Consider the following 24374-nt stretch of genomic DNA (forward strand, 5'->3'; position numbering starts at 1 on the left):
TTGGTTTCTTAATTTCGGACTTCCCATTGATAAGACCCGGTTCCAACGTTGAGCACCGTTTCAAAAAATACCGGCTCATTCACCAGATTCGCCTTCACCACCGCACTTATGCGGAAATGAAGCGAGCGCTCAGTTTGTAAATGTGATTGAACGAACACACGAACTCGATCCAGCCGGGGTTCAAACTGCCGAATAGCGGATTCAATTCCTGCTCGTAACCGCTCTTGATACACACCATTGTTGGGATTCATGCCAGTAAAATCAGGCAGCCCAAAGGTCAAAAGCGAGGCTTCAAGATCCTGAGACCCGTCCCATTGTTCAGATGGAGATTGGCGAGAGTTCAACAGCCAGTGCAGGTCATTGGCGATGGATTGTTTCATCGCTTCAATCGAATTGACCCGCAGTGCTCCCAGCGTTTGGGGTTCTGAAGTACAGTCCCGAAACCGGTCAAGCAGTGATGGACGAAAAGTTGATTGCGTTCCAGGTCGTGCCATAAGCCCTACTCCAATGAAAGTTTGAGATGATGACGACAAAAGAGCAAATAACGTGCCAGGAATTGAATTTAACTTGAGAGATACTTCTAAGTGATTTATGTGAAGCTAGTTATAGGTTTTCTGCTGGTGGGGCGATAAACGTGTCGCCTGTGAATTCAACTCTGGTCAGCAAGATTTAATTTAGAATTTAATTGACCTTGATGATGATTGAGTGCCTTTGGGCCTGTCCTACTCAGGGCTCAGGACAATAGGCTGAGGCAAGCGGGTTTGAATCTTTGGATTGATTTTTCATCCTTCATTTTTCATTCCCTGTCCTGGGGTTTGGTCATCCAGAGGGTTAATTGAGCCAGAGCCAAAGGACAAAAAGGACAAAAAGGACGAAAAGGACGAAAAGGACCAGGTGGAAGTCGGTTTGGTGGGAGTCAGCAGGAGCGTGCGGTGAAGTGTGATGCCGCTCACGGCTTGACGAGAGTTCCAGTTGTGAGCCGGGTCACGGACTGATTGGCCTGATTTTTGAGCTATGTGGTGCTATTTTGAGCGAAATTCAGGGTATTCTTCATTCTTCATTCTCAATTCTTCATTCTCAATTCTTCATTCTTCATTCTTCATTCAGAGTATGCAGCCACAACCACTCGGGGAATTTCTGGCGACAACCGTTCAACAGGGGCCATTGCCTCTTTCTGAAGTCATTGCCCTCATTCTGCCCCTGATTGAACAGGTCCAGGAAACCCACCAGCAAGGTCAGGTGGCGCCACTCATCGGACTCGGTCATCTCAAGGTCTCGAATCAAAAAATCTGGTTTTATGACTTTGATGTCACCGCTCCGCACCTTCAGCCAGAAGAGGTTCGCCGGGTTGAGCGGTTTTTACGCCGACAGGAACAACACCTCTCGCAACTCCCTGCTGCTGAAGGAACCACAGCCGACGATGAAATTCCACCTCTCCAGCCAGCGTTTCTGACTGGCTACCTGACCTGGGAGCATCAGCTTGGCCATCATGACCAGTTGACCGATATTTTTTCAGTTGGGTTAATTTTTGCGAGCCTTGCCTGTGGACTTGACCTGGATGAACCAGCCGATGTTGAACGCTTTACCAGGTTTCATTCCGCGTTGGGTTCGCTGGCAACAGCCTTGCCTCCGGCACTGGCTCATCTGTTGCGCGCACTCACCGAATTGTCCCGGCGGCGACGGACAAAAGATCTCCAGGGGGTTCTTTCCACACTGAAGCTTCTGGCGCAAAACCCACAGGCACTGGATGAGCCGGCGCTGTTCTTGATGGAAGCCGAACACTCACAAACCTTGACCCGTCGCCAGGCGGTTTTGCTCAGGTTGCGCAACCGATTGTTTGACCTTTCACGGCGCAATCCCTTGCTGTATTTCAAAGCCACGGGCCGAAGCCTCAATCTGACCGTGGCTTCATTGGCCTCTTTTCATCAGGGGGATATTGCCGGTCACCTGCCACCGCTGGTCTGGAATGGCGAAGTTGTAACCCGGCTGGCTTCCGGGAGCGAAATATCACTGCTGTCACTACTGGACGCTGCCCACACCGATTTTGCTCACACGGTTCTGGATCGAATCCGACTGGAAGACCGGCGAATGCAAAACGAATTTGGATTCAGTCAGTTACGGCTGGTCGTGGCGTTTTTGCACTGGCGAAATCTGAATACCAGCCAGAATGAACCAGTTATTTCTCCATTGCTGCTTTTGCCGGTTGCGATTGAAAAACGCCGTGGAGAACGGGATGAATTTCTGCTCACACCCCAGTCCGAAGAGGCCGACGTGAACCCGGTTGTCCGACACATTCTCAGTCAGAAACTGGGAATTATTCTACCGGAATCGGTTGCGATTGATGAGGCTTCAATTCTTGAATTTTACCGGCGGTTTGACCTGGAACTGATCCAAAAAGCGCCGGATACCACACTCCGACTGGTCACATCTCCTGAGCCAAATGCGTTGTTTCATCAAACACGAAAACAAATCGAGACGTTTCAGGCCCGAACCCAACCAGGGAGAGAGCGTGAATCCATCATTTTCGAACTCCCAGCGTCTTCGACAGTGGATGATGCTTTAACCTGGGATATTGACCTGGCGAGTGTCACGCTTGGAATTTTTAATTCTCGAAAAATGTCGCTGGTTCGTGATTTCAGCACCTTGTTTGAAAATCCATTGCTGTCATCGGCCTCATTTGACCACCTCTTTGAGATTACGGCTCGCGATGCCCAGCCGCAGCCTTCTCTCGAAACAATCAGGACACCGATTTTGCAGGTTGTTCCCTGTGATCCATCGCAGGAAAATGCCATCGCCAGGGCCCGAATCGGAGCTCATTTCATTATTCAGGGGCCGCCAGGGACTGGGAAATCACAAACCATCACCAACCTGATTGCTGATTCTGTCGGACGTGGCAAACGGGTGCTTTTTGTGTGTGAAAAACGGGCCGCGATTGATGTGGTGTATCACCGATTGAAACAGGCTGGCCTCGGGCATTTGTGCGCGCTGATTCACGATTCACAGGCTGACAAAAAGCGCTTTATCCAGGACCTGAAATCCCAGTTTGAACACTACAGTCAAGCTGAATCAACCTTTGTTCAGGTCAGTGCCGACCAGGAAAAGCTTCGTGAGCAATTTGTTCAGGCATTGCGCCGACACGAACAGTGGGCTGACCTGATGCGCCAGATGCTCCCTGAAGACGGCATTTCCGTGCGCGGGGCTCTCGGCAGGTTGATTGCGCTGGATGAACCCGCCCCAACCTCCTCTGAAAAAGACCTGGAAAAACTTCCTGGGTATGGGGTCTGGCTTTCCAATGGACAGGCCGTGGTCAAACTGGCCGAAGAACTGGAATGGCAGGGCCTGGAACCGGTTTTGGGTCGTCACCCACTCCGGCAACTCACCCGGGAATTGCTGGTGCAGTCTGACCCTGTTCCCCGGTTGGAAGCAGCACTTGACCACATCAACCCACTGGTCAAACAAATCCAGGCTGCCACAGCTTTGCTACCTGATCAGCTCCACAGAGCCTCAACCATTGATGAATTCAATGCTCTGTGTTCCTATGCCCAGCAACTGATGCCGCTGGTCGAACTGGATTGCCTGGACTTGCTGAATCGAAAATCGAATGCCTATCAACAGCTCCGCGATCTGTTTCATCAATTTCTGGATTGCTCCGAAGCACTTACCCTGGCCCAAAGTCGAACCACACACTGGCGAACCAGACTTCCTCTTTCTGAAATTGCCCTGGTGTTACCCGCGACCCGGCGAGTCGAGTCATCATTTTTGGGAGTGTTGACGCCAACCTACTGGAAACTTCGCAAACTGCTGCGAGCAGCTTATGATTTTCAGGCTCACCCGATTCAACCAACCTGGAGCACCATTTTGGAACAGCTCCAGAATGAATATGAGGTGTTTGAAGCCCTGGCCAACCTGCGCAAAACCGTCCAGGCCCGGTTTCGAGTTGAAGATCCACGACCACTCCGTGAACTGATCGAACGTCTTCACGCCGCCGAACTGGCTCTCTATCCAACCCAAAAAGCATTTCGTGCCGGGCTGATTTCAGGAAAATTTGACCCTGCCGTTTGTGTTCAGCTTGCTCAAATCCGGCACCCGGTCGAATTCCTGACCCTTGAACTTGAAGAGCTTCTGGATCCGTTTGCCAATCGAACCTTTTCTGAGATTTCGGCTGATCTGGCCGAACTCCGGGCGAATCTTCCCCTGCTGGGCAAACTGCGGCTTGAACTGGCCGCTTTAGCCGGAGGGCCGGTGGAACTCCATCGAGCCGTGTGTGATTTCCCCTGGACACCGCGCCAGTTGGAAAGTGCATTGCTTACGAAAATCATTGCCCGTGCCCGGCGACTGGATCGAACGGTATTTCAAACTGATGCGGCCAAACTCGCTAAACAGGCGAATGAAGCCCGGCGACTCCATCAAAAATTGCTGACCTGTAATGCCCAGGTGGTCAGTGCCCAACCCCACGAGATTTTCCAGCAAAAACTTAAAAAAGCGGAGTTGCCGGCAGCCAGACTTCAGGATGAGGAAAAAAGCTGGAAAAAAAGGTTTAATCGAGGCAAACGGGAACTGGAACATGAATTCGGCAAAGTGATGCGGTTTCGGTCAATCCGCGATTTAGCTGAGGGTGAAACGGGCGAACTGGTTTTTGACTTAAAGCCGGTCTGGTTGATGAGTCCGCTCAGTGTTGCCGACACGCTTCCGCTTGATGGTTCCGCGTTTGACGTGGTGATTTTTGACGAAGCCAGCCAGATTCGGCTCGAAGACGCCATTCCCACGCTGTTTCGTGCGCCTCAGGCCATTGTGGTGGGTGATGAAATGCAGCTTCCGCCAACCATGTTTTTTGCCTCAAAAGCTGATCTGGATCCACCAGCGAGCCAATCTGACGAGTCTGCCGGGTTGGAACTCGAATTTCAAACGGAAAGCCTGCTCAAACAAGCCGCCGATGTTTTACCTTCCAGTCGGCTCACCTGGCACTATCGCAGCCGATCTGAAGCCCTGATTACTTTCTCGAACGCGGTGTTTTATGATCGGGAATTGTTGACCATTCCCGATGTCCACCCTCCGGTTCGGGTATCACCAGTTCATCCTCAAGAACCTGGTAACCTGGTGAGGTGCGTTCTGGATCGCCCAATTGGGTTTCATTATTTAGAGGACGGGGTGTATGAGCAACGCTGCAACCGCCGTGAAGCGCGCTACATTGCAGAACTGATTCGGCAACTCCTGTCACAGCCGACCGGGTTGAGCCTGGGGGTGGTGGCTTTTTCCGAAGCTCAACAAAGTGAAATCGAACAGGCCATTTCGGAACTGGCTGAGTCGGACCCGGTGTTTCAAACTCAGCTCGAAGCCGAGTATTTGCGTGAGCAGGATGATCAATTCTGTGGTCTGTTTGTCAAAAACCTGGAAAACGTCCAGGGCGACGAACGGGACATCATTGTCCTGAGTGTCTGTTATGGGTTTGATCGTCAGCACAAAATGCGGCAAAACTTTGGGCCGATTAACCGCGATGGCGGCGAAAAACGATTGAACGTGGTGTTTTCTCGTGCCCGGCGGCATATGGTCGTAGTTTCGTCCATTACCCATCAAGCAATTACCAATACTTATAATGACGGCGCCCATTGCCTGAAGACCTATCTGGCCTATGCTGAAGCGTTGTCCGCCGGACAACATCACCTGGCTCAATCCCTCATGGCCTCATTTGGTGATACCGGTCAGGCGATGGCTTCAACCACACTGGTGGATCCGGTCGTTGAAAGTCTGGCCGAAGCCCTGCGAGAGCAGGGTCTGATTGTTGATACCCAGATTGGCGACTCAGCCTTTCGGTGTGATCTTGCTGTCAGGCAGGCAGGTGATGACGCCTATCAGTTGGCCATTCTGGTTGATTCTGACGAGTATTATCGAACGCGCTCAGCCTTTGAACGGGCCGTGCTGCACCCGGCGCTGCTTGAGGCATTCGGCTGGAAGATGTGTTACGTTTTGGCCAGGGACTGGCAGGCAAATCCAACCAGTGTGCTTGAAAGACTCCTTCATCAGTTACGTTCAAATCGGGCTGAAGACGTGAAGACATCGGGCTGAAGACGTTGGGCTGAGGGCTGAGGGCTGAAGAAGGCGGGCCTGGATTTGATAGGTACGTCCTTCGAACCCTGAACCCTGAACCCTGCTAATCCCCCCGGATTTTGTGGGATATGCTCAAAATGAAGCAAAAAGTCCGAAAAATAGCCTGTTTTGAGCTGTTTTATCTGTCACCCACAAAAATGTAGGTTAGCTAAGTCCTTTGTTTTCGATATAGGGTTTGCCGGATCAGGCACTGGCGATGGCCAGTACCATTGGACTTGAAGGGTTGAGTATCGGCGAACTCGCCAAAGCGGTTGGGCTTTCCAAAAGCGGCTTGTTTGCCCACTTCAGCTCCAAGGAAAATCTCCAGTACCAGGTATTGGAGGCGGCCCGGGATCGCTTTGTTGAAATCGTGGTGGCACCGTCGTTGCGCAAACCGCGCGGCGAACCGAGGCTCCGCGCCCTGCTTGACAATATGTTTGTCTGGGAAAATGCAAAGTTTATGCCGGGAGGCTGTATTTTTATCAGCGCTGCCGTTGAACTTGACGACCAGCCCGGCCCATTGCGGGATTTTCTGGTCAGCGCCCAGAAAGACTGGCTCAACGCGCTCTCAACGTCGGCCCGAATCGCGATTGAGGAAGGTCATTTTCGACCCGATGTTGACCCAGAACAATTTGCTTTCGAATTTCATGCGGCGATTCTGGTTTCTAACTACGCCCGCCGCCTGATGCACGATCCACAGGCTGAAGCTCGCGCCCGAACAATGATGGAATCGTTGATTGACCGGTGCCGAGTTCAACCAAAGAATTGATGGTTGGTAAACCGTACCTGCTCAATTTGAATTTCGGCTCAAAAAGCCGAAATTTTTTTGAAACAAAAATAGAACGACCGTTCGTACTCTAAAACACAACATACTTTGCCCTACGTGAAACAAAGGAGATTCAATATGCGGACACTGTTTGGACAACTGTTAGTGGCTTCCTTCATCGTGATCAATGTTGCCCTGCCGGCTTTTGCCATTGGAAAAGAAAAGAAAGTTCTGGTCATCCCTCGCCCCTGCCAGGTTCAAGGCCAGAATATCGTTCCGGGCACCTACACGGCTGAATTCGAAGCCAATAAACCTGGTCAACTGGTTCTGAGCGATGGTCGCAAAGAAGTCGCTCGTATCAAATACAACCCTGAACAACTCGATAAACCGGCCACGGGTGACCGGCTTGAATTTTCAAATCAAGATGGTGTTCGTCAGATTATCCGCATTGAATTCAAAGGCTTGACCAACGGCCTGCGGTTTGAAGCGAGCCAGGCGGCGGAACCAGCCACAAAGTAGTCATACCAGTTTGTAGTCAGTAGTCAGTAGTTCAATTAAGTCTATTTGATTGAACTTTTTGACTGTTTTCTAACGCGAGGACTCTATTCCAAAATGGCATGAAGCGTGAAATAGCGAAGGAATAAAGTCGAAACAACCAGGCCACAATAGAAAAAGCCGCTTGAGTTTGATCAAACTCAAGCGGCTTTTTCTATTAGACAGTATCGGGGTTAAGAATGTACCAGAATTTGAATGACTTTCACGCGGCAACCCACCCGCTCACGCAGGTGGTACTGACTTGATGCCATCTCTTCCTCGTTCCTGGTGATTTATCTCCAATCGTGTCTATTGGTCATTTCGCTGCTTCGCCCGTTCACTAATTCTTCGGATTGAGAATTTCGTCAATTTCGCGGCGACAATCCTGCAAATGGGCTGAAGCCATTGGATCAAAATTATTGTTGTCAGCCGCAATGCTCAATTTGTTGGCCAGTTTCGCCAGTTTGAGACGCATCACGCTCCGGAAATCAGTTCCTCGGGTGCTTGGATTGATGAGACCGGCAAACTCGGCTGGGACACCTGGCGGAACCTGGGCTGGTTTTTCGGCTTTCGCAAGCTGAGTTTTGATGTATTCAAGATAGGACCGCTGTAAATTTCGCCGATAGGGGTCAATTGAAGTCACTCCAGAACCAGCTTCAAATTCTTTCCAGAGACCAGCCTGAACATCATCCACAAATTCCAGTGGTGAATAGGCTTTGTCGCCTTCCAGAACTTCAGCATCCAGAAGCAGTTTAAAGCGGGTTGGGCTCAGCAACGATTCAAGCAATCCCCGTTGCTGGTTCATGGCCTGATCCGCCACACCGACAAAACTGATGCGGTTGGCAATACCGGGTTGAACAAATTTCCTGGGCGCCACAAACGCATTCTCCAGCAGGAATTGAACGGCCTGTTTCTGGCGTTCTTTTGGCACGCGAGCAAATTCTTCCCGTTCAGTATTGCCCAGGTTCCGGGTCTCAACCACACCACCGACCATTTTCACCACCGACCCGAACCAGAGCTGACGCACAGTCATCATCCAGTTATAGGTGTCTTTGAGCACCGCATAATCTTCGCCCGGTTTGGCCGTGGCATTCACGATCATATCGGCCACCCGCTCCATGTTTTTCAGGCCCAGCGTGGTCGCTTCGATGGGGTCATCACCGATGTTTTCGGTTTTGACCATCGGATCAACCTGGGACGGACCATCCTCTCCACCAAAACGAACCAGTGGGTCGGTCACTTGGCGGGCGGAAATTTTATCGAGCGTTGCCTTTTCGGCATCGGGCGTGGTGGCCGTCGGAATCGGCGAATAGCCCCATTCGATGGCAAATTTGTCATAGGGGCCAATCAGCGGAATCAGCCGTTTGATTTTGTCTTCCGGCTGGGCGACGTAGTTCATCCGACCATAAGCCATAATCGAGGCCGTGGACCCGTTTTTATCGGTAAACGCCGGGTCACGTAATTGCTTGATGGTGTAGGCGGAACTGGCTTTGTGGTTATGACGCAGGCCGAGGGTGTGGCCGACTTCGTGGGCGGTGACATAGCGAACTGCCTCGCCCATCACCGTTTCAGGCAACGGGAATTTCTGGGCCCGTGGATCATTTGGTGCACACAACACAAAATAGTATTTCTGGAAAATCTTGAGCAAATCCTGCCAGAAAATAATGTGGGCCGAGATGATTTCGCCGCTTCGTGGATCGTGGACATTGGGCCCCATCGCGTTTTCAACCCGCTGGGCTGCCCAGCGAATTACCGAATAGCGGGCATCCTCGGGGTCCCAGTTAGGGTCTTCAGCTTTGGTTGGCGCGTCCTTGCACAAAATGGCATTTTTAAACCCGGCGGCTTCAAAGGCCACATTCCAGTCTTCAACGCCCTGTTTCATATAGGCGCGCCATTGCTGGGGCACTTCGCGGGCGATGTAGTACACAATCGGCTTGACCGGTTCGGACAGGGCGGCCTTTGGATCTTTCTTTTCCAGGCGATAGCGGGTGATAAAGCGCCGCAACAACACCTGATTCTGATCATTGGCGTAATCTTCAAACCCTTCGGTGAAATAGCCGACGCGTGGGTCCACATACCGGCCCATCATTGGCTTTTCGGGCAGCAGCACCAGGCTGTAGTGAACCAGAATTGAAATGCTGCGAATGTCACCTGGAATCTGAGCCGGAGGCGGGGCATTTGGGTTGGGGCTCGGGTTGGATGGAGGTCCAAGTGAGTAGGTAATCATGGACCGGGTTTCAATGTTGGTGGGAAAGGGTTTGATTTCCTCAATGTAGCTGCGTGAGGAATCAACCTGTGACGGACCTGATAACCCCAAACTTCCCAGCACGCTGACGGCTGAAAAGTCAGGTAAATCAGACGACAGCAATTTGGTGACTTCGATGACAGCGGATTTGTTTTCGCCTTCGGCTTCGACATCAAAGGTCAGAATAATCGGTTCCAGATTGGCCGCATCAACCGATTCCTGAATCGCGCTTTTACCATCAGCCCGCTTGTCATATGACACGTTGCGAAGCTGAATTTTGTTGTTGCGTCGTTCCCATTTGACGACGCGATATCCGACTGGAAAGCCTCCAAATTCAATCCCGGCTGGGACTTTGGCGACTTCGGTGTTCCAGAGCATCACTTTACCATACAGGGCTTCTGGGAGTTCAAAATAGGTTTTTTCTCCAACTTGATGAATGGTAAACAAACCAGGTTTTGACTTGGCCTGATCGGTAATGACTTCTTTATAGGGTTTGGGGCCGGATGGTTTTTCCTTTCCCGGCATCTGGCCCGGTCCCGGTGGCATCCCTTCCGGGATTTGAGCATGGACGGAAGCGGTCAAACACAACACCGCTCCCAAAATGAGAGTCAGACCTCGCAAGCGAGGCGAGCACACAGGCTTCATTCTGTTCCTCCAAAAAACTGATTTTTTTGATTGATAGGTAAATGATGGTTGGCGGAGTGTAACGAAAAAAAAGCAATTTAGGATGCCTTTTCTTGCAAAAGACGGGGAGAATCCTCAGTTTGAGTTTCCACCAGAGGTTATCCAAACCAGAACTAGAATTTTGGGCGAAGAAAAAGAAAGTTCTTGACATCCAGTTTTCTTTACGGTAAATGAATGAACGTTCATTCCAATAAAACCAAAGTCACTCATCTATGGCTCGAAAAACTGAAATTCCCTCACCCATTGATAAAGGCGAAGCGATTTTACAGGCGGCACTCGAACTGTTTTCTGAACGCGGTTTTCACGGCACGGCCATGCCGCTGGTGTCAGAACGGGCTGGTGTCTCGGCGGGTACCATTTACCGATACTTTGAAAGCAAGGAAGCTCTCGTCAATGCCCTGTATCAGAAGTGGAAAACCGCCTTGCTGGATCACATTTTGGATGGCTTTCCTGAACAAGCTCCATTTCGGGAGCAATTTCATGTGTTCTGGCAACGCTACGCCAGCTTTGCCCAGGAATTCCCGATGGCCTTTCAGTTTCTGGAACTTCATCATCATTCACCTTACCTGGACGAGCGCAGCCGCCTGACCGAACAGAAAGGCCATCAACGGATGGTTGAACTCTTCCACGAAAATCAGCGTCTGCAAATCCTGAAATCATTTGAGGTTGAACTCCTGGTGGCCTTCGTCTGGGGGGCGCTTTCTGGCGTACTCAAAGCCGGGTTGAAGGGAGACTTTCCTCTGACTCAGGAAATGATTGATGCCGCCGAAGCCTGCTGCTGGGAAGCCATCCGACGCTAACCCGCCGTGCTGCAATGTAGGCAAATTGAATCACCCCATCATTTACCCCGAACCCCAAACCCCGAACCCTGAAATAAAATGGAATGAACGTTCATTCTGTGTTTATCGCTGACAAGGAGCATTTATGGATCTGTATCGCAATCAAACCACTCTCATCACTGGTGCTTCCTCTGGCATCGGAGAAGCTTTCGCTCACGAACTCGCCCGCCGTGGCTCACATCTGATTCTGGTCGCTCGCACCGAAAGCAAACTCAGGCAGATGGCCGCCGAACTCTCGCAAAAGTACAGCGTGCACTGTGAAGTCATTCCGGCGGATTTGATCCAGGCTGGCGCAGCCAAAATGGTATACCAGGAAACCCAAAAGCGTGGGCTGACGGTCAATATCCTGATCAACAATGCCGGTTTTGGCACCTACGGGCCATTTGACACGCTTGACCCACACCGTGACCACGACGAGGTGATGCTCAACGTGACTTCGGTCGTAGACCTGACCCATCAGTTTTTACCCGACATGGTGCGCCGCAAGTCAGGCGGCATTATCAATGTTGCTTCGACCGCTGCTTTTCAGCCGTTGCCCTACATGGCGGTGTATGGCGCCACCAAATCGTTTGTTGTGTCGTTGAGCGAAGCACTCTGGGCCGAATATCGGAATCAAGGTGTGAGGGTGATGGCCCTGTGCCCTGGTGCGACGGAAACACCGTTTTTTGATGTCGTCGGGGCCTCTGAACCTGCCGTCGGAATCAAAGAAACGCCCGAAAAAGTGGTGAGAGTCGGTTTGAAAGCATTTGAACAGGGCCGATGTTTTGTGGTTTCCGGAATGGCCAATTATCTGCTGTCGCTCACGTCCAGGTTTACACCGCGCTCGGTGACGGCTTTGATTGCCCAGCAGTTCTTGAAGCCGAAACGTCGGGCGACCAAAACCGCTTCGACGCGGGCATAGATGTTTAGAATAAAAACCACGAAATACACGGAATACACGAAAACAATCAATTGCCAGTCATTGAAGAGTTGAACTTCTTTTGTGTATTTCGTGTGTTTCGTGGTTTATGTGGTTCAAAAGCCTGGAAGTTCTCTGGGCTTACAGTCATAAGCGCCAGGATAAGGGAACAGAGCCCGATCTGGACAAGGGGACAAAGAGACACGGAGACAAGGAGACAAGGAGACAAGGAGACAGATTGAATTGCCTCATTCCTCCTCTCCCAACCGGAGTTCATTCAATCGTACACACTCCATGGAATTGTCTCCATGTCTCCTCATCTCCGTGTCTCAAACAGGCTCAAATTTCCTTATCCTGGCGCCTATGGGGGTTACAATGGTGGGCGCTGATAACCTCCGCCAGCGGTTTCGAGTACTTTCGCGACGGCCAGCACTTTTTCCTCTTCAAATGGTCTTCCGACGATCTGAACCCCAATCGGAAGACCTTCCGGCGACTTGCCGCAAGGCACAACAACACTCGGAAGTCCAAGCACATTATAGGTTTGGGCGTAGGTGAATGCCTGCAGGTAGTCAATCTTGTGCTGGTTGATCTCAAAGTTTTCTGTTTGCGTGTGTGGAAACGCTGGTATGGCCGCCACCGGACACAGCAGCACACCATTGTCACCCAGTTCATTGAGGACCGACCTTCGCAGCCTATCGCGTTCGATCCAGACAGTCAGGAACTGCTCAAACGACATTGGCTGAATGACGTGCAGTAACCCTTTCATCAAGGGGCCCATCAGGTCTTCTTTGCCTTCATACATTTTGAGCAGCAACGGCACGGATGACTGGCCAAGGAAATAAAACCACAACTCAAAGCCGCGCTCGACACCTGCCGGTTTGTGGTGAACTGTCTCAAAGCCCTGTTCACCGAGCAGCGCTGCCGCATGTTCAATCGAAGCCGCCGTTTCAGGCGTGACTGGGGTGACTCCATCGGATGAATACCACATCACTTTCAAGCTACGGTTCACCGGAGTATCACCTGTACGAGACGACAGAGGAACCGTCGCCGGATCCTGCGGATCGGTTTCAGTCATAATCTGAAACAACACGGAGAGATCATCAATTTGACGTGCCATGGGGCCGGCGGAAAACCCAAGCGACATCGGCCCCACAACGGTTGGGAAATGACCAAGGCTTGAAATTCGACCTGGTGTTGGATTGAGCCCAACGATGCCGCAAAAATGAGATGGGACACGAATCGAACCTCCTAAATCTGAGCCGAGCCCAATCGGGGAGCATCCGGAAGCAATCGCCGCCGCTTCACCGCCGCTGGAGCCGCCAGGAACTCGACTCAGATCCTAGGGATTGCTGGTCCGGCCAAAAACAAGATTTTCGCTTCGGTAATCAAGTCCACATTCCGGGACATTGGTTTTTCCCAGAATAACCGCGCCGGCACGTTTGACAGCGGTCACGACTGGGGCATCAGTCGTTGCCACCAGTGTTTCCCGTACCTTAGAGCCGGTAACGGTCCGCACACCGGCCAGGTCAAACACATCTTTGATCGAGATCGGCACACCGTGTAACGGGCCGAGTTGGTTGCCTTGAGCCAGGTGCTGATCGGCCAGTCGAGCCTGGTGGAGTGCCTGTTCGGCAAATACTTCGGTAAAGGCGTTGAGTTTTGGGTTAACGGTTTCAATGCGGCGTAGATGAGCGGTGACAACTTCTTCGGAAGAAACATCTTTGGCCTGGATGGCCTGCGCCAGCTCCCTGGCGGATGCGAAGATAAGCTGGTCCATGAGAAAACTCCTGGTGAATGTGAGTAGTATGGTTGCGAACCGGAAATGGGAAGATGGAGAAAGAAACAAGAAGTTTGTTTGGTGATTGACGCTGCTTATACAAGAGTACACTGCTATTTGGATGACCAGTCAGCCAATTTTGTGAAAGGCATGATTGGTTGTATTGGCAACAGGAAGCTATGCTAGATTCAGCAGGTTGTGTGAATCCGATAGTTTTGACCATCCCAATTCTTACTGAATTTTATGATTGAAATTTTGATTTCCCGCTTCCGTCGCTGGTTTGAGTATGAACAGGACAGCCACACCCGCGTGCTGGCTTCGCTTGAAGCCGTCCCGGCGGCATTGCGCTCTGCCGATGGCTTTCAGCAGGCGCTGGACCTGATGGGGCACATTGTCGCTGCCCGGAGAATCTGGCTCTATCGGTTAGGAGCGTTGCAGGAAAAGCCCGTGGTTTTCCCCAAAAACGTGACGCTCGACGAACTTCCTGCCCAGTTCGAAGCCACGCACGCGGCGTGGTCCGATTACCTGAACTCGGTGACCGACGACGATCTGGTGAAAACCTTTGAATACCAGAGTTTGGACGGCAAACCCTTTCGGAACACCGTCGAAGACATTCTGGCGCAGCTTTTTGGGCATTCGTGGTATCACCGGGGTCAGATTGCCTCGCGGATCAAAGCGATTGGCGGCACGCCAGCGGTGACGGATTTGGTGTTCTGGTCACGGGAATTGATTGAAGAACCAACTGTTGAATGACATTTGAAGCCGCTTTGTATTTTGACTTTTTCGTGTCGTTCGTGTGTCTCGTGGTTAAAATGTCTGGATATGCCCTTGGAGTGCGGCGGCTTGACGCTGCACTCCAATTTCTTATGGCAAGTATTTCTCACCGTTCAAACAGCTCCACTGGCGGTTGAAAGCCGGCAAAAAGCTGCCGATCAAATGGATTGCCCGCTGTGGTTGTTCGCAGGATGGCTTTTACCGTGACTGACTGGATGTTCCAGGTGAGAGAGAACTGATTGGGTCCGGCTGGCGCTGGCTTCCCGTTCTCGATGAGTTGGAAAATACCCCATTCTCCAGGAAATGCCATTTCCTGTGTGGCACCACCTGGGACCGTTACTGTCAGCCGTGCTCCGGTGGGGCTTCCGCTTTTGGCCGGCCAGGTCAATTTCCCCGATTGAGGTGTACCCACCTGGGACTCAAGCGTGACACCATCAATCTCAAGTTTGATTTTGCCGGTTCCTGAAGGCTGCAAGGTGAGTTCGTAGGCAATTTCCGGTGTCCGCCCACCAGTCGAAAACAGGGTTTCCTGGAGTCGCCGGCTCTGGTTGAGAAACCCAACAAAGGTTGGCGTAACCCGCACGGCCCCGGCTGGCTTGAGTTTCCATTCGCCATTGGCATCTTCAAATGAACCTGCCAGCCGATCCCTGACAAATGATGCGAGCAACCCATCTTGAGGGTTCAAAAATCGGGCCACTTCGGTGAGCGGGGCACCTCCGTCATTTGTAAACGGATATCCAGCTCTGAGCCTGTCGGCTTGCGGATATAATTGTTGATTCCAAAGGACTGACAATTCCTGTCCGTTGGTGCCATAGAGGAGTGCCCGGAGGTTCCCAAGCGGCTGATACAGCAAACCCGCGATGATTTTCGTCGAGTCGGTTCGAAAGGTCTCGGTCACTTTGGTCACCCCGGCTTCGGCTTTGAGCAGCCCCAGGTCATCTTTCCCGGTCAACAGGGTTCGGGACGCCTGATTCAACTGGTCATTGGGCGTAATCTGCAAGGTATCAAGAACTGACCGAAGCGCCACCCGATACTGGGAAACCGGCGTTCCATCATTTCCAATATTCGTGTTTAAAAAGAGCAGCAATGGAGCAAATTCGCGCTCAACCTCGGTGGTGGCAGGTTTTTTCTGGGTTGATAGCTTGCCTTTCACCCACTGGATCAGACCTCCAACCCCGATATTTGCGGGTTGTACCTGCCGACTGACTTCGGTAAGGAGCACCACCAGTGGAGATTCCGGTTCAGCCAGGATGGTCAGGAGTTCAATCGCTTCTTCACGGGTTTTGAATGGCCTGACCTGGGTATTTTTTAAGAAACGCTGCCAGTGAGCGGTGTATTCACGGAAATACATTTCCCGCAATCGGGTGACGTCAATGCTGGCGCCTCGGAGGTTGGTTCCCGTTTCACCCATCACCCAGTCACTTTTCGCCAGTTCCAGGGCGGCTGTTTCCAAACCGTCGGCGGCATAATCGCGGTATCCTTCGAGCGTAAAACTCCCAGGAACACTATAGTCGCCCTGCAGGACACCTGAACCACGACCGGCCAGAATGGTTTCCAGGGTGACAGCCGGAACTTTGGCGTCAATTTCAGAAATGAATTGTTTGTAAAATCGGCTCACTGCCGGGTAGGCCAGCAACCGTTGCCGGACCTCACGAATAAGAAGTTCATCCGCTTTCAAATGCGGGGATTCCAGATCGGTGGCGTGCAGGGCATAAAATTCAAGTTGTTTGAGGGCCAGGGCCTGTCCCTCAGCCGGAACAACGTCCTTCCAGTAGGGTGACAGTTGATAGTACAGGAAGGTTCCCTTGGCCCGGTCAGGCTGAGAGAGCATCAAATAGGTTTTCAACCGGTCGTATTGCTGGCTCAGATAGGCTTCATCCGTATTTGGCTTGGATTCAGCCGCAAACGTGCGCAAATCTGATTCCAGTTGTATAAACACCGGGCGACAAAACGATTGCTGGAGCGCATCGAAATACACACGACGTCCAGCTGATGCAATGTCGTCACCCACGTAAAGGCCACTTTGCATCAGCCAGGGCCGACCAGTCTGGTCATGGGCATCCGCTGTTGTCAGGCTTTGCCGGAGCGTTTCAAGCGCGTCTAACTGAGTCAATTGAAAATTTTTCGAAGCCGCTTCCGAATCGCCTGCCAGTTGAAGTGGTTGTAATTGTGTGACCCGAACTGATCGGGCTTCAACCTCCTCTACATACTCTCGGTTGAGCAAAAACGAATTGGTAAGCCCGGCTAAAAAGAGAACCAATGTCAGCACAATGGCACTGGCAATCGCTGGTTTCGCATAGCGGGGCAGCGTGGTTTGGGGTTGGAAAAAGGCCGCTAAATCTTTATCAGCCAGCAGGACTTCCTTAAAGAATTCTTCGCCGAAATATCGTGCTCCCAGTTTCCGTTGATTGATAGCGGCAACCGGTTCATTGTTGTCGGGGTCCGCATCCAAACGAGGCTCGTCTGTGGAGCGTGGTTCTGGCTGGCCCTCACCAGGTTGATACCCGGTGAAATAGAACCCTCGAACCCAGGGTGATTGCCGGAAACTGCTTGGACGAAACAGAATGTTGTAAAACAGGCCCAGCTTTTGCCGAATTTCATAAAACCGGATTGGAAATTCATAGATCAGAAGCTGATCCTGGGGGGTGGTTGCCGTACTTAACCGCAGTAATCGCCGACGCATCAACGCTTCATACAAATACCCGAATTCGGTATCAAAAAGTGCATACCCGGTGGTTCGTTGTTCAAGCGGAATGGTTGCGCCCCAGACCTGACCGCGTTCAATGCCATCATAGTCCCCAAAGAATTCAGCAAACCCATCCAGCGTATCCGAATGCGAAAAAACCAGATAGATGGGGAACAAATGTCCCCACCACTGAAGGCATTCATCGAGCCGGGCGCGTAAAATTTTCGCTTCTTGCTCAATGTCCGATTCGGCAAGCGAGCACAAACGACTGGCATCCGCCACAATTACCAGTCCATCAACCGGGCGTGCTTCACGATACTCACCCAACTGCTGGCACCAATGTTTCCAGGCTGCATTTCGAACCGTATCCGCCACCAGATGGCCGGGAAGGTCAAGATAGACGGCTGATTCAGAAATATAACATTCACTTACCGTGGTTGGTTCAATCGTGTAGAGATCGGCAGGCCGCTGGTGCGGAAGCAATTGAAAATCAAGTTGCGAGGTTAAAAGCAAGGCGGATTTGCCGCTGGCGGGCGGGCCCAGGACTCCAAACCACGGTTGTCGGAAGCGATCCTGTATTTTCCGGCCATAGGTCGTTTCAATCCAGTCAGTCAGCATTTCAAAGGCTTCACCTTGATCAGGCAGATTGGCTGGTTCATCTCCCGCGTCTTCGGTGCCAGGGTTGAGTTGTTGGGTTTGCTCGTTTTCGGCGGGCCAGTACATTCGACGAACTTTTTCAAACAAAACGGTTAACGGCCAGGTAAATAACACCAGCCCAACCAGTACAATTTGCCCAACCAGGGAGAGGCCAAGCAACGGCGCCACATACCAGGCGACCAGACAGGCCAATCCATATAACAAAATCAAGCCGAAGGTTTGTAACCAGGATTTAAAAGGGAGTGATTGCCAGTTCATCGAAGTGCACCTTTTTCAGAATGAAGAATTGAGAATGAAGAAGAAAGAAGTGGTTAGTGGTTAGTGGTTAGTGGTTAGTTCTTGGCTCTTCTTCGAAAGTATTGATTTCTAATCACTAGCCACTAACCGCTCCTTCATTCTGCATTCTCAGTTGGTATTACCAGGTAAGTGAGGTCAACGCCGCGTGTAAAATTCGGTCAATTCCCAGTTTGAACACGGCAAAAGTCAAAATTCCAAGCCCAAGTGAACCAATGCCCAACCCCAGGAGCCATTTTGGCCATTTCACTTCCTCACGAGGTTCAGGTTGATCATCCAAAAGCCAGTGTGGAGATTGCGCCACGGTCCGCAGTCGGTTGACCTGCCGCAACGCCTCCTCAACTTGTCGGACCACATCCACCAGTTCGTCTTCAAAATAATCCCGGAACCGTCCTTTGTACCCAAGCAGCAGGCACATGTAATACAGTTCAACCAGGTCACCCTGGCGTTCAACGTCTTTCAAAAGATCATTTAACCGCTCAAAGAAGCGCACTCCAGCCAGATGTTCGCCAAAATACTTTAATTGTAATGGATATTTTTCCCACTCATCGTGAAACGGGAAGTCAGCCATCAACACCATTTCATCAATATAAGAAGCCAGGGCAAATTTTGCGGCCTCCAGTTGTTTTTCTCCATAGCGCAATCCCCGACCACGTTGCTCCAACCTCATAACCATGCGATCAATCGTGGCCTGTAATTCCATTGAGGGTTGAACGTGTTCGGCCCGGATTCGCATGACAAGTTCAAACATTGGGCTGGCCAGGGTGACCAGGTCAACTTCGGGTGTGATTGGGGTGCGTGCGGTAAATGTAGGTTCAGTTGCCAGTGCTGGCATAATACCTTTCCTTTCAAGAGCTTGCAGAAGAATAAACTGATGCGGTGATAATGGTTCTTCAAATCTTTTCGAGGGCTGGTGTGGGAGAAGCTCTACCCGGCATCAAAGGGTCTGGTGTCAAGTCGCAGACGGATCATCCCGGCCATGTCAACCATTTTTCGCAGGGTCAGGCTGTTTGGAGTGACTCGACCGTCAGGGTTGGCATAATTCAGGTGGCTACGTTGAAAATAGCGAATTGCAAACGTTGTGGCGTCATCAATCTGGCCGGTTTCTTCAAGTTGGGCCAGTGGAATCAAACATCCGTGAATAATCAAAAAATTCAATAAATGCTGAACGAAGAACACATCGGCTGGGATATTGCGCTCGCCATAGCCTACGCCAAAGCCAATCCAACGGGTTTCGGGTTCGCCTTGATATAGCTGAGATTGAAGTATTTGGGACAGCACAACTTTTGGCCTCACTTTGATAGCGTTGAGTTTTACCCCCTGCGACTGGCAGTGGTGATTGTCCCTCTGCAAATGGCTTGCCAGGGTTGATTAAATTTGCAATTTTTGAAGGCCCCTCCCGTCTAGTGCGGGGGGAACGCGACAATTGTTTTTTTGAGCCCCAGTCAAGATCAGTTTATCAACCCGGTCCAGGTTTAATTTACCTGTATTAAATTTGTATTTAATTAAAAATGGAGTAGGGGGACTCTATTCAGATCAAGTTCTTTGATTCTCTGTTTTTTCGCGAGAATTTGTAAAATCTTTGAATCTAATGAAAATAAATGGGTTAAATCGTCCGCATAAGTAAAATTCGTGCAATTTTAGCCATTAGAAGCAAAAAAAATTATTGAAATGATTCAATTTGAAATTGAATTGCACGGGATTTGCAGTACAATTTGAAATCAATCAATTTAAATTTCTGAACCTGACAATTTTGTGAAAGCCCAATGAAGAGTGAGGAGAACGCTATGGAACAGACTGTCGCCCGCGCATTACCCCTGATATTAGACCTGCATAACGGAACTTTGGATCCAGCTCTGGTCACAGAGTCGGTCCGCCGGTTATGGATTGCCGAAGATGATTACTCTGAAGGGTCATTGACCTTTCATCTCGCCCTGGGACATTTCCCCCCGCCTCAGGCCGTTGATTTTTATGTCATGGCCCTGGCACTGATGAATCATCGCGAAGCCCACCGGGTTCCAAACCTGCTGAAATTGTGCCGTGAGGATTTGGGGCTGTGGCGCGCGGCGCTGGAAATGGAGGCCGGATATCGGGGCGGGACCGTTGCGCTGGATACAATCGAAGAATTGGTCAATGCCGCCGATCCTTTTTTCCAGGCACTGCATTTACTCCAGGAAGCCACCTATTTACGCCGGACGAATACTGGAGACCGGTCGGAAATCAAACGCCGGCTCCACCAGGCATTGAATGTTTTTCAGAATATTTCGGTGTTTGAAACGGGGCGGACCTTGCTGGCATTGTCCCAGGTGGAAGCCAGTTATGATCTTGCCCTCAAGACAACTGAGCAGGCACTGGAGTGCTTTTCACGATGTAAAAACCGCTACTATGAATCGGACGCCCGACTGGCGATGGAAAGTATTCGGGAAAAACACCGTGAGCGGCGTAGCACTTCCCGTAGCCGGACGGTTGATCTTGGATTCTTGATTCGCCCCCTTATCCAGGCCACTGATTTGGAGGCTTTTTTCTCCGGATTAATCCAGGTCTTGACCTCCCGTACCTTTCTGGCACTGGATCACGTCACCGTTTTGCATAAAACGGTGGGCGGTGAGCACATTGTGGCCGGGCATCACGCCGGACCACTTGAAAAGGAGACCATTTCAAACACGTTTGATTTAGGGTGCGGATACCGACTGGTGGTTTCACAGGCAACGGATCCGGTGGCACTGGAAATGATTTTACCACTGGTGAAACGGGAGTTGATCCGGCTGGCTCGCGCCTTCCCGGTGACACACAGCATCTATCGCCGCCAATTTGGGCGATTTACCTACTATGACCAGACCATGGATGAGGTGCTGAACCTTTTGGAAATAGCTGGCAAAGATCAGCCGGAAGCTGCGGTAATGCTGCGCGGCGAGCCTGGGGTTGGGAAGACGGATTTGGCGTATGCGCTCCATCTGGCTGGACCAACCCGAAGTGGGAAATTTGTGGTCTATGACGCGGCGACAGCGGTTGATAAGTCGTTTATGGTGGCCGAGTTGTTTGGGACCGTCAAAGGAGCCTTTACCGATGCCCAGCCACGGGTTGGAAAAATCGAAGAAGCTGGAAATGGAACGCTCTTTATTGATGAAATTGGTGAGCTGACGCCTCAATGCCAGGCGTTGTTGCTGCGCGTTTTACAAAACCGACAGTACCAGCGAATGGGCACCAACGAATATCGGCCCGTAACCTGCCGGATTATTCTGGCGACAAACCAGCCCATTGAAGAATGGTGTAAGCAAAGCGTTCGCACCGACGTACAACCGTTGTTTCGCTCTGATTTGCCATCCCGGTTTCGGTACTGGATTCACATCAAACCACTTCATGAAATTCCAGATCAGATTGTCCCCACGGCGCTTTCCTTCCTGCGTGAGCAAGGCGAGTTTTCACTGTCACCCGAAGCTGAAATTTTCCTGCGGTCCATGCGCTGGATTGGGAATTATCGCAGTTTACAAAATACGATTGGATTGTCGGTAAACCTGGCAAAATCGTTTGGGGTGTCGGTCATTACCCCAGAAATCGTCCACCGGGCAATCGGGCATCATCCGCTTTTGTTCGCACCAGTGACCAGCTCAGTCGAGCCACCGCACGCCGCACTTGCAGTGGCGGCTTCGGCAACCGTGACAAGCATACCAGCGGACCCAATGATGTCAAACACCGGATTTACCTTTCCAACTGACTATCGAACAGCAGTGAATATGCCTGGGGTGGCAAAATTGCCGACAACCAGTACTGCTTCGGCTGAACCAACCCCCTACCGCCCAGCTCCGATTGCGCAACCAATGGGCCAGTTCGGAGGGCCTCCAGTCCCCTATGGGTACCTGCCACAATCCACCACTCCAGGGTTGCCGGCCCCGGTTGAACCAGCCCACGTGTCACCCTCAACTGGTGGAACGGCACCCATTCAGACTGGAAGTGATGAAGCCATCAAGAAGCAATTTATCCGGCTGTTTAAAGAAGTGTTCGATGAGTTTGAATACAACCGTCGAAAATACTTTGAATTTTCGATCCTGAGTAACATTTCGCAGATTATCCATCAGGAGCGGTTTCCACGAGCCAAAACATTTTCAGTGATTTATGGAGGTTTGATGAGCAGTCCCTATATTCAGGACGCCGGGCGTCGCCAAAAAATCGAAGAACTGGGACATTTGTTCCGCATGATCAACCCCAAATGGCCTTCGGAATAAAAACCTGGCTCGAAAAAGCAAGAAATGCCACACGGATGGCAATAATCTCCAAGACTTGTCTTCCTTGAAGGCGCTACCTTGTCATTGCCTTGGGAATCAACATTCAGGTAATGGAATAAAGCACTGGTTTACAGCCTGGCCGATTGGCTCCCTGAATGTTGGTTCGCAACACAAAGTATGAATAATGAAAGAACTCAGGTTTGATGGTTTCATCACGGCGAGGTTTCATAATTCATACTTTCTTTGGGTCAAGGGAGATCAGAAGTCACAAAAAATGAGGGAGCTTCGGTTGGACGATGGGCAAACCAGACCACGGAAGATCCATCCCGATCCGCAAAACAGGCAGACAGCGGACGATAGGTTTCAATTGGCAGATTCAGCGGTTGTTGCAGCCGGGTTCCTTCAAAACTGAAGTGTTGCATTAACAGAACAGCGCTTCTGGTTGATGTTTCAAGCCAGATGAGTTTGACATCAGTTGATGTCTCGCGAATATCAAACTCTGGAATATTGATTGGTGACACCACCAAAGTTTGAACGGCACTCAGTTCGCCATTTCGTGAAAGCCGGGCAAATTGAATTTCTGAACCGGCTGGTTTTCCATGTTCGATCCAGAAAAGATCAAACTCATTGGGTCGGGTGATGATTTTCAAGCCGACGGGTTCAGTCTGTTCCGAGGTAGGTAATACAATGTGTTGGGGCGGCGTTGGTCCAGATTGACTGAGTTGCCACAATTGCACATGGATGCGTTGATCCTGGGTAAAATACGCCAGAAGGGTCTGCTTACCGTCACCAGCCAGGAGCGGGTTCCGGAGTTTATTGCCATTCAGGGAAATGGCGACTTCTTTGGGGGTTTTGGTCAACAACCGCCCATCAGACCCAAGCTCAACCATTTCAATTTTGGGACTGTTGGGATCAGGAACGGTCCAGGCGGCCAGATACCGATCACCAATCCAGACCGCCGCAGGTTGAACCCCGCGTTGGGTCAGTGTGATTGGGTAAATATCGGCACCAGTGGTACCGGGGTTCAATCGCCAGGCACAGATACCAAAATCCAGCTCGCTCATCACCAAAAAACCAGATCCATCGGTTACAATCACCGGGACATTTTCAAATCCTTGATTTGATTTTGATTGCCGCTCAGTTTGGAGTTTCAAGTCAAGCGGTTGTCCCACCAGTTGATTGTTGGTTACAAACTGTGCCTGGACTTTGCCATTGGCATTCCAGGCAATCAAAGTTGTGCTTTCAATTGAGCCTGAAACCAGCGGAGGACGAATTCCAACCGCTTTCACTTTCGGAATGATTGGCTCGGGTGCCATTCCTCCCAAAACCCCGCCTCCAGTGGCGGGTTGCGGGTTTGGATTGCGCCACATGGACGGAAAAATCGCCAGCACCATCGCCACGATACTGATGGCTGCAACCGCACTCAATCCAGCCGCCACGGTTGCCACGCGGGTCAATGAGGCGGCTGAAATCCGTAACAACTGGTTCCCCTGACGACCGTGCAGCGTTAAATCAAACCCACGTTGAAATCCGGTTCGAACTGCCAGCCTTCGGCCAAAAATAGGGACCACTGCGGCAAATCCGCCCTCGGTGATGGGGATTGATCCAGATTCAGTTTCCAGGGCTAAGGTTTCAGTAAGTGGAAGCAATGCCTGGGACGATGGTTTGGATTCAGAGGCGGCCAGGCGGCGCAGAAACTCTGGGTACCGGTCCACAACCGGGCTAGTGAGCGCGAGTGATTCAGCCAACTGGGCGGCCTGCGTGATTTCGGCAAGTTCTTCGCGGCACCGCGAGCAAAGATCGAGGTGCCTTTGAACTTGCGCCTTGCGTTCCGGATCGAGTTCGTCAACCGAAAATGCAATCAGCAGGTCACCAAGGGCGGCACATTCAGGGGTGGGCGGAGTTCGTTTCAT

15 protein-coding genes are annotated in these 24374 nt (G+C 51.2%); 7 read left to right on the forward strand and 8 right to left on the reverse strand.

What is annotated here, in order from left to right:
• Positions 1-8: 8 nt before the first annotated feature.
• The gene (gene tssE, locus HY774_18640; protein MBI4750505.1) at positions 9-494 is read right to left on the reverse strand and encodes a type VI secretion system baseplate subunit TssE; all 486 of its coding nucleotides are present in this window, start codon (positions 492-494) and stop codon (positions 9-11) included.
• Between the two features lie 616 nt (positions 495-1110).
• Here tssE and HY774_18645 point away from each other — a divergent pair.
• From HY774_18645 to HY774_18655, 3 genes are all read left to right on the forward strand, one after another.
• Positions 1111-6063 (forward strand): DUF4011 domain-containing protein, encoded by a 4953-nt coding sequence (locus tag HY774_18645; GenBank protein MBI4750506.1) that lies wholly within the window; start codon positions 1111-1113, stop codon positions 6061-6063.
• Between the two features lie 238 nt (positions 6064-6301).
• Positions 6302-6853 carry a TetR/AcrR family transcriptional regulator gene (locus HY774_18650; GenBank protein MBI4750507.1) on the forward strand — a complete coding sequence of 184 codons (552 nt, stop codon included), beginning with the start codon at positions 6302-6304 and terminating at the stop codon, positions 6851-6853.
• A 135-nt stretch (positions 6854-6988) separates the two neighbouring features.
• On the forward strand, positions 6989-7369 hold the full coding sequence (locus HY774_18655; protein ID MBI4750508.1) for a hypothetical protein: 381 nt from the start codon (positions 6989-6991) through the stop codon (positions 7367-7369).
• A 355-nt stretch (positions 7370-7724) separates the two neighbouring features.
• On the opposite strand, the gene HY774_18660 is transcribed toward HY774_18655, so the two are convergent.
• Positions 7725-10274, reverse strand: a complete 2550-nt coding sequence (locus HY774_18660; protein MBI4750509.1) for a zinc-dependent metalloprotease — start codon at positions 10272-10274, stop codon at positions 7725-7727.
• Between the two features lie 251 nt (positions 10275-10525).
• On the opposite strand from HY774_18660, the gene HY774_18665 reads away from it, so the two are divergent.
• Both HY774_18665 and HY774_18670 read left to right on the forward strand, forming a co-directional pair.
• Positions 10526-11113, forward strand: a complete 588-nt coding sequence (locus tag HY774_18665) for a TetR/AcrR family transcriptional regulator (GenBank protein ID MBI4750510.1) — start codon at positions 10526-10528, stop codon at positions 11111-11113.
• Between the two features lie 124 nt (positions 11114-11237).
• Positions 11238-12053: an SDR family oxidoreductase gene (locus HY774_18670; GenBank protein ID MBI4750511.1), complete on the forward strand. Its 816-nt coding sequence runs from the start codon at positions 11238-11240 to the stop codon at positions 12051-12053.
• A 367-nt stretch (positions 12054-12420) separates the two neighbouring features.
• Here HY774_18670 and HY774_18675 read toward each other — a convergent pair whose 3' ends face one another.
• Together HY774_18675 and HY774_18680 are read right to left on the reverse strand one after the other, a co-directional pair.
• Entirely contained in the window at positions 12421-13386 is a 966-nt protein-coding gene (locus HY774_18675) for an amidase (protein MBI4750512.1), read from the reverse strand.
• 3 nt (positions 13387-13389) lie between these two features.
• The gene (locus HY774_18680) at positions 13390-13827 is read right to left on the reverse strand and encodes an amidase (protein MBI4750513.1); all 438 of its coding nucleotides are present in this window, start codon (positions 13825-13827) and stop codon (positions 13390-13392) included.
• Between the two features lie 243 nt (positions 13828-14070).
• Here HY774_18680 and HY774_18685 point away from each other — a divergent pair, with 243 nt between their 5' ends.
• Positions 14071-14580: a DinB family protein gene (locus tag HY774_18685; GenBank protein MBI4750514.1), complete on the forward strand. Its 510-nt coding sequence runs from the start codon at positions 14071-14073 to the stop codon at positions 14578-14580.
• 127 nt (positions 14581-14707) lie between these two features.
• Here the strand turns inward: HY774_18685 and tssM are convergent, their stop codons facing one another.
• From tssM to HY774_18700, 3 genes are all read right to left on the reverse strand, one after another.
• A complete protein-coding gene (gene tssM / locus HY774_18690; GenBank protein MBI4750515.1) occupies positions 14708-18202 on the reverse strand; it encodes a type VI secretion system membrane subunit TssM in 3495 nt (1164 codons plus the stop codon).
• 157 nt (positions 18203-18359) lie between these two features.
• Complete coding sequence (locus HY774_18695) at positions 18360-19073, reverse strand: DotU family type IV/VI secretion system protein (protein ID MBI4750516.1); 714 nt, start codon at positions 19071-19073, stop codon at positions 18360-18362.
• A gap of 92 nt (positions 19074-19165) precedes the next feature.
• The gene (locus HY774_18700; protein MBI4750517.1) at positions 19166-19519 is read right to left on the reverse strand and encodes a hypothetical protein; all 354 of its coding nucleotides are present in this window, start codon (positions 19517-19519) and stop codon (positions 19166-19168) included.
• A 506-nt stretch (positions 19520-20025) separates the two neighbouring features.
• Between HY774_18700 and HY774_18705 the strand changes: the two genes are divergently transcribed.
• Positions 20026-22461 (forward strand): sigma 54-interacting transcriptional regulator, encoded by a 2436-nt coding sequence (locus HY774_18705; protein MBI4750518.1) that lies wholly within the window; start codon positions 20026-20028, stop codon positions 22459-22461.
• Between the two features lie 248 nt (positions 22462-22709).
• Here HY774_18705 and HY774_18710 read toward each other — a convergent pair whose 3' ends face one another.
• Complete coding sequence (locus tag HY774_18710; protein MBI4750519.1) at positions 22710-24374, reverse strand: zf-HC2 domain-containing protein; 1665 nt, start codon at positions 24372-24374, stop codon at positions 22710-22712.

The sequence above is a fragment of the Acidobacteriota bacterium genome, assembly GCA_016208495.1.
In the GTDB taxonomy this organism is placed as follows: domain Bacteria; phylum Acidobacteriota; class Blastocatellia; order Chloracidobacteriales; family Chloracidobacteriaceae; genus JACQXX01.

Excerpts from the sequence above, each read along its gene's own strand:
- tssE (MBI4750505.1), bottom strand. The coding sequence starts at position 494 with ATGGCACGACCTGGAACGCAATCAACTTTTCGTCCATCACTGCTTGAC.
- HY774_18645 (MBI4750506.1), top strand. The coding sequence starts at position 1,111 with ATGCAGCCACAACCACTCGGGGAATTTCTGGCGACAACCGTTCAACAG.
- HY774_18650 (MBI4750507.1), top strand. The coding sequence starts at position 6,302 with ATGGCCAGTACCATTGGACTTGAAGGGTTGAGTATCGGCGAACTCGCC.
- HY774_18655 (MBI4750508.1), top strand. The coding sequence starts at position 6,989 with ATGCGGACACTGTTTGGACAACTGTTAGTGGCTTCCTTCATCGTGATC.
- HY774_18660 (MBI4750509.1), bottom strand. The coding sequence starts at position 10,274 with ATGAAGCCTGTGTGCTCGCCTCGCTTGCGAGGTCTGACTCTCATTTTG.
- HY774_18665 (MBI4750510.1), top strand. The coding sequence starts at position 10,526 with ATGGCTCGAAAAACTGAAATTCCCTCACCCATTGATAAAGGCGAAGCG.
- HY774_18670 (MBI4750511.1), top strand. The coding sequence starts at position 11,238 with ATGGATCTGTATCGCAATCAAACCACTCTCATCACTGGTGCTTCCTCT.
- HY774_18680 (MBI4750513.1), bottom strand. The coding sequence starts at position 13,827 with ATGGACCAGCTTATCTTCGCATCCGCCAGGGAGCTGGCGCAGGCCATC.
- HY774_18685 (MBI4750514.1), top strand. The coding sequence starts at position 14,071 with ATGATTGAAATTTTGATTTCCCGCTTCCGTCGCTGGTTTGAGTATGAA.
- tssM (MBI4750515.1), bottom strand. The coding sequence starts at position 18,202 with ATGAACTGGCAATCACTCCCTTTTAAATCCTGGTTACAAACCTTCGGC.
- HY774_18695 (MBI4750516.1), bottom strand. The coding sequence starts at position 19,073 with ATGCCAGCACTGGCAACTGAACCTACATTTACCGCACGCACCCCAATC.
- HY774_18705 (MBI4750518.1), top strand. The coding sequence starts at position 20,026 with ATGGAACAGACTGTCGCCCGCGCATTACCCCTGATATTAGACCTGCAT.
- HY774_18710 (MBI4750519.1), bottom strand. The coding sequence starts at position 24,374 with ATGAAACGAACTCCGCCCACCCCTGAATGTGCCGCCCTTGGTGACCTG.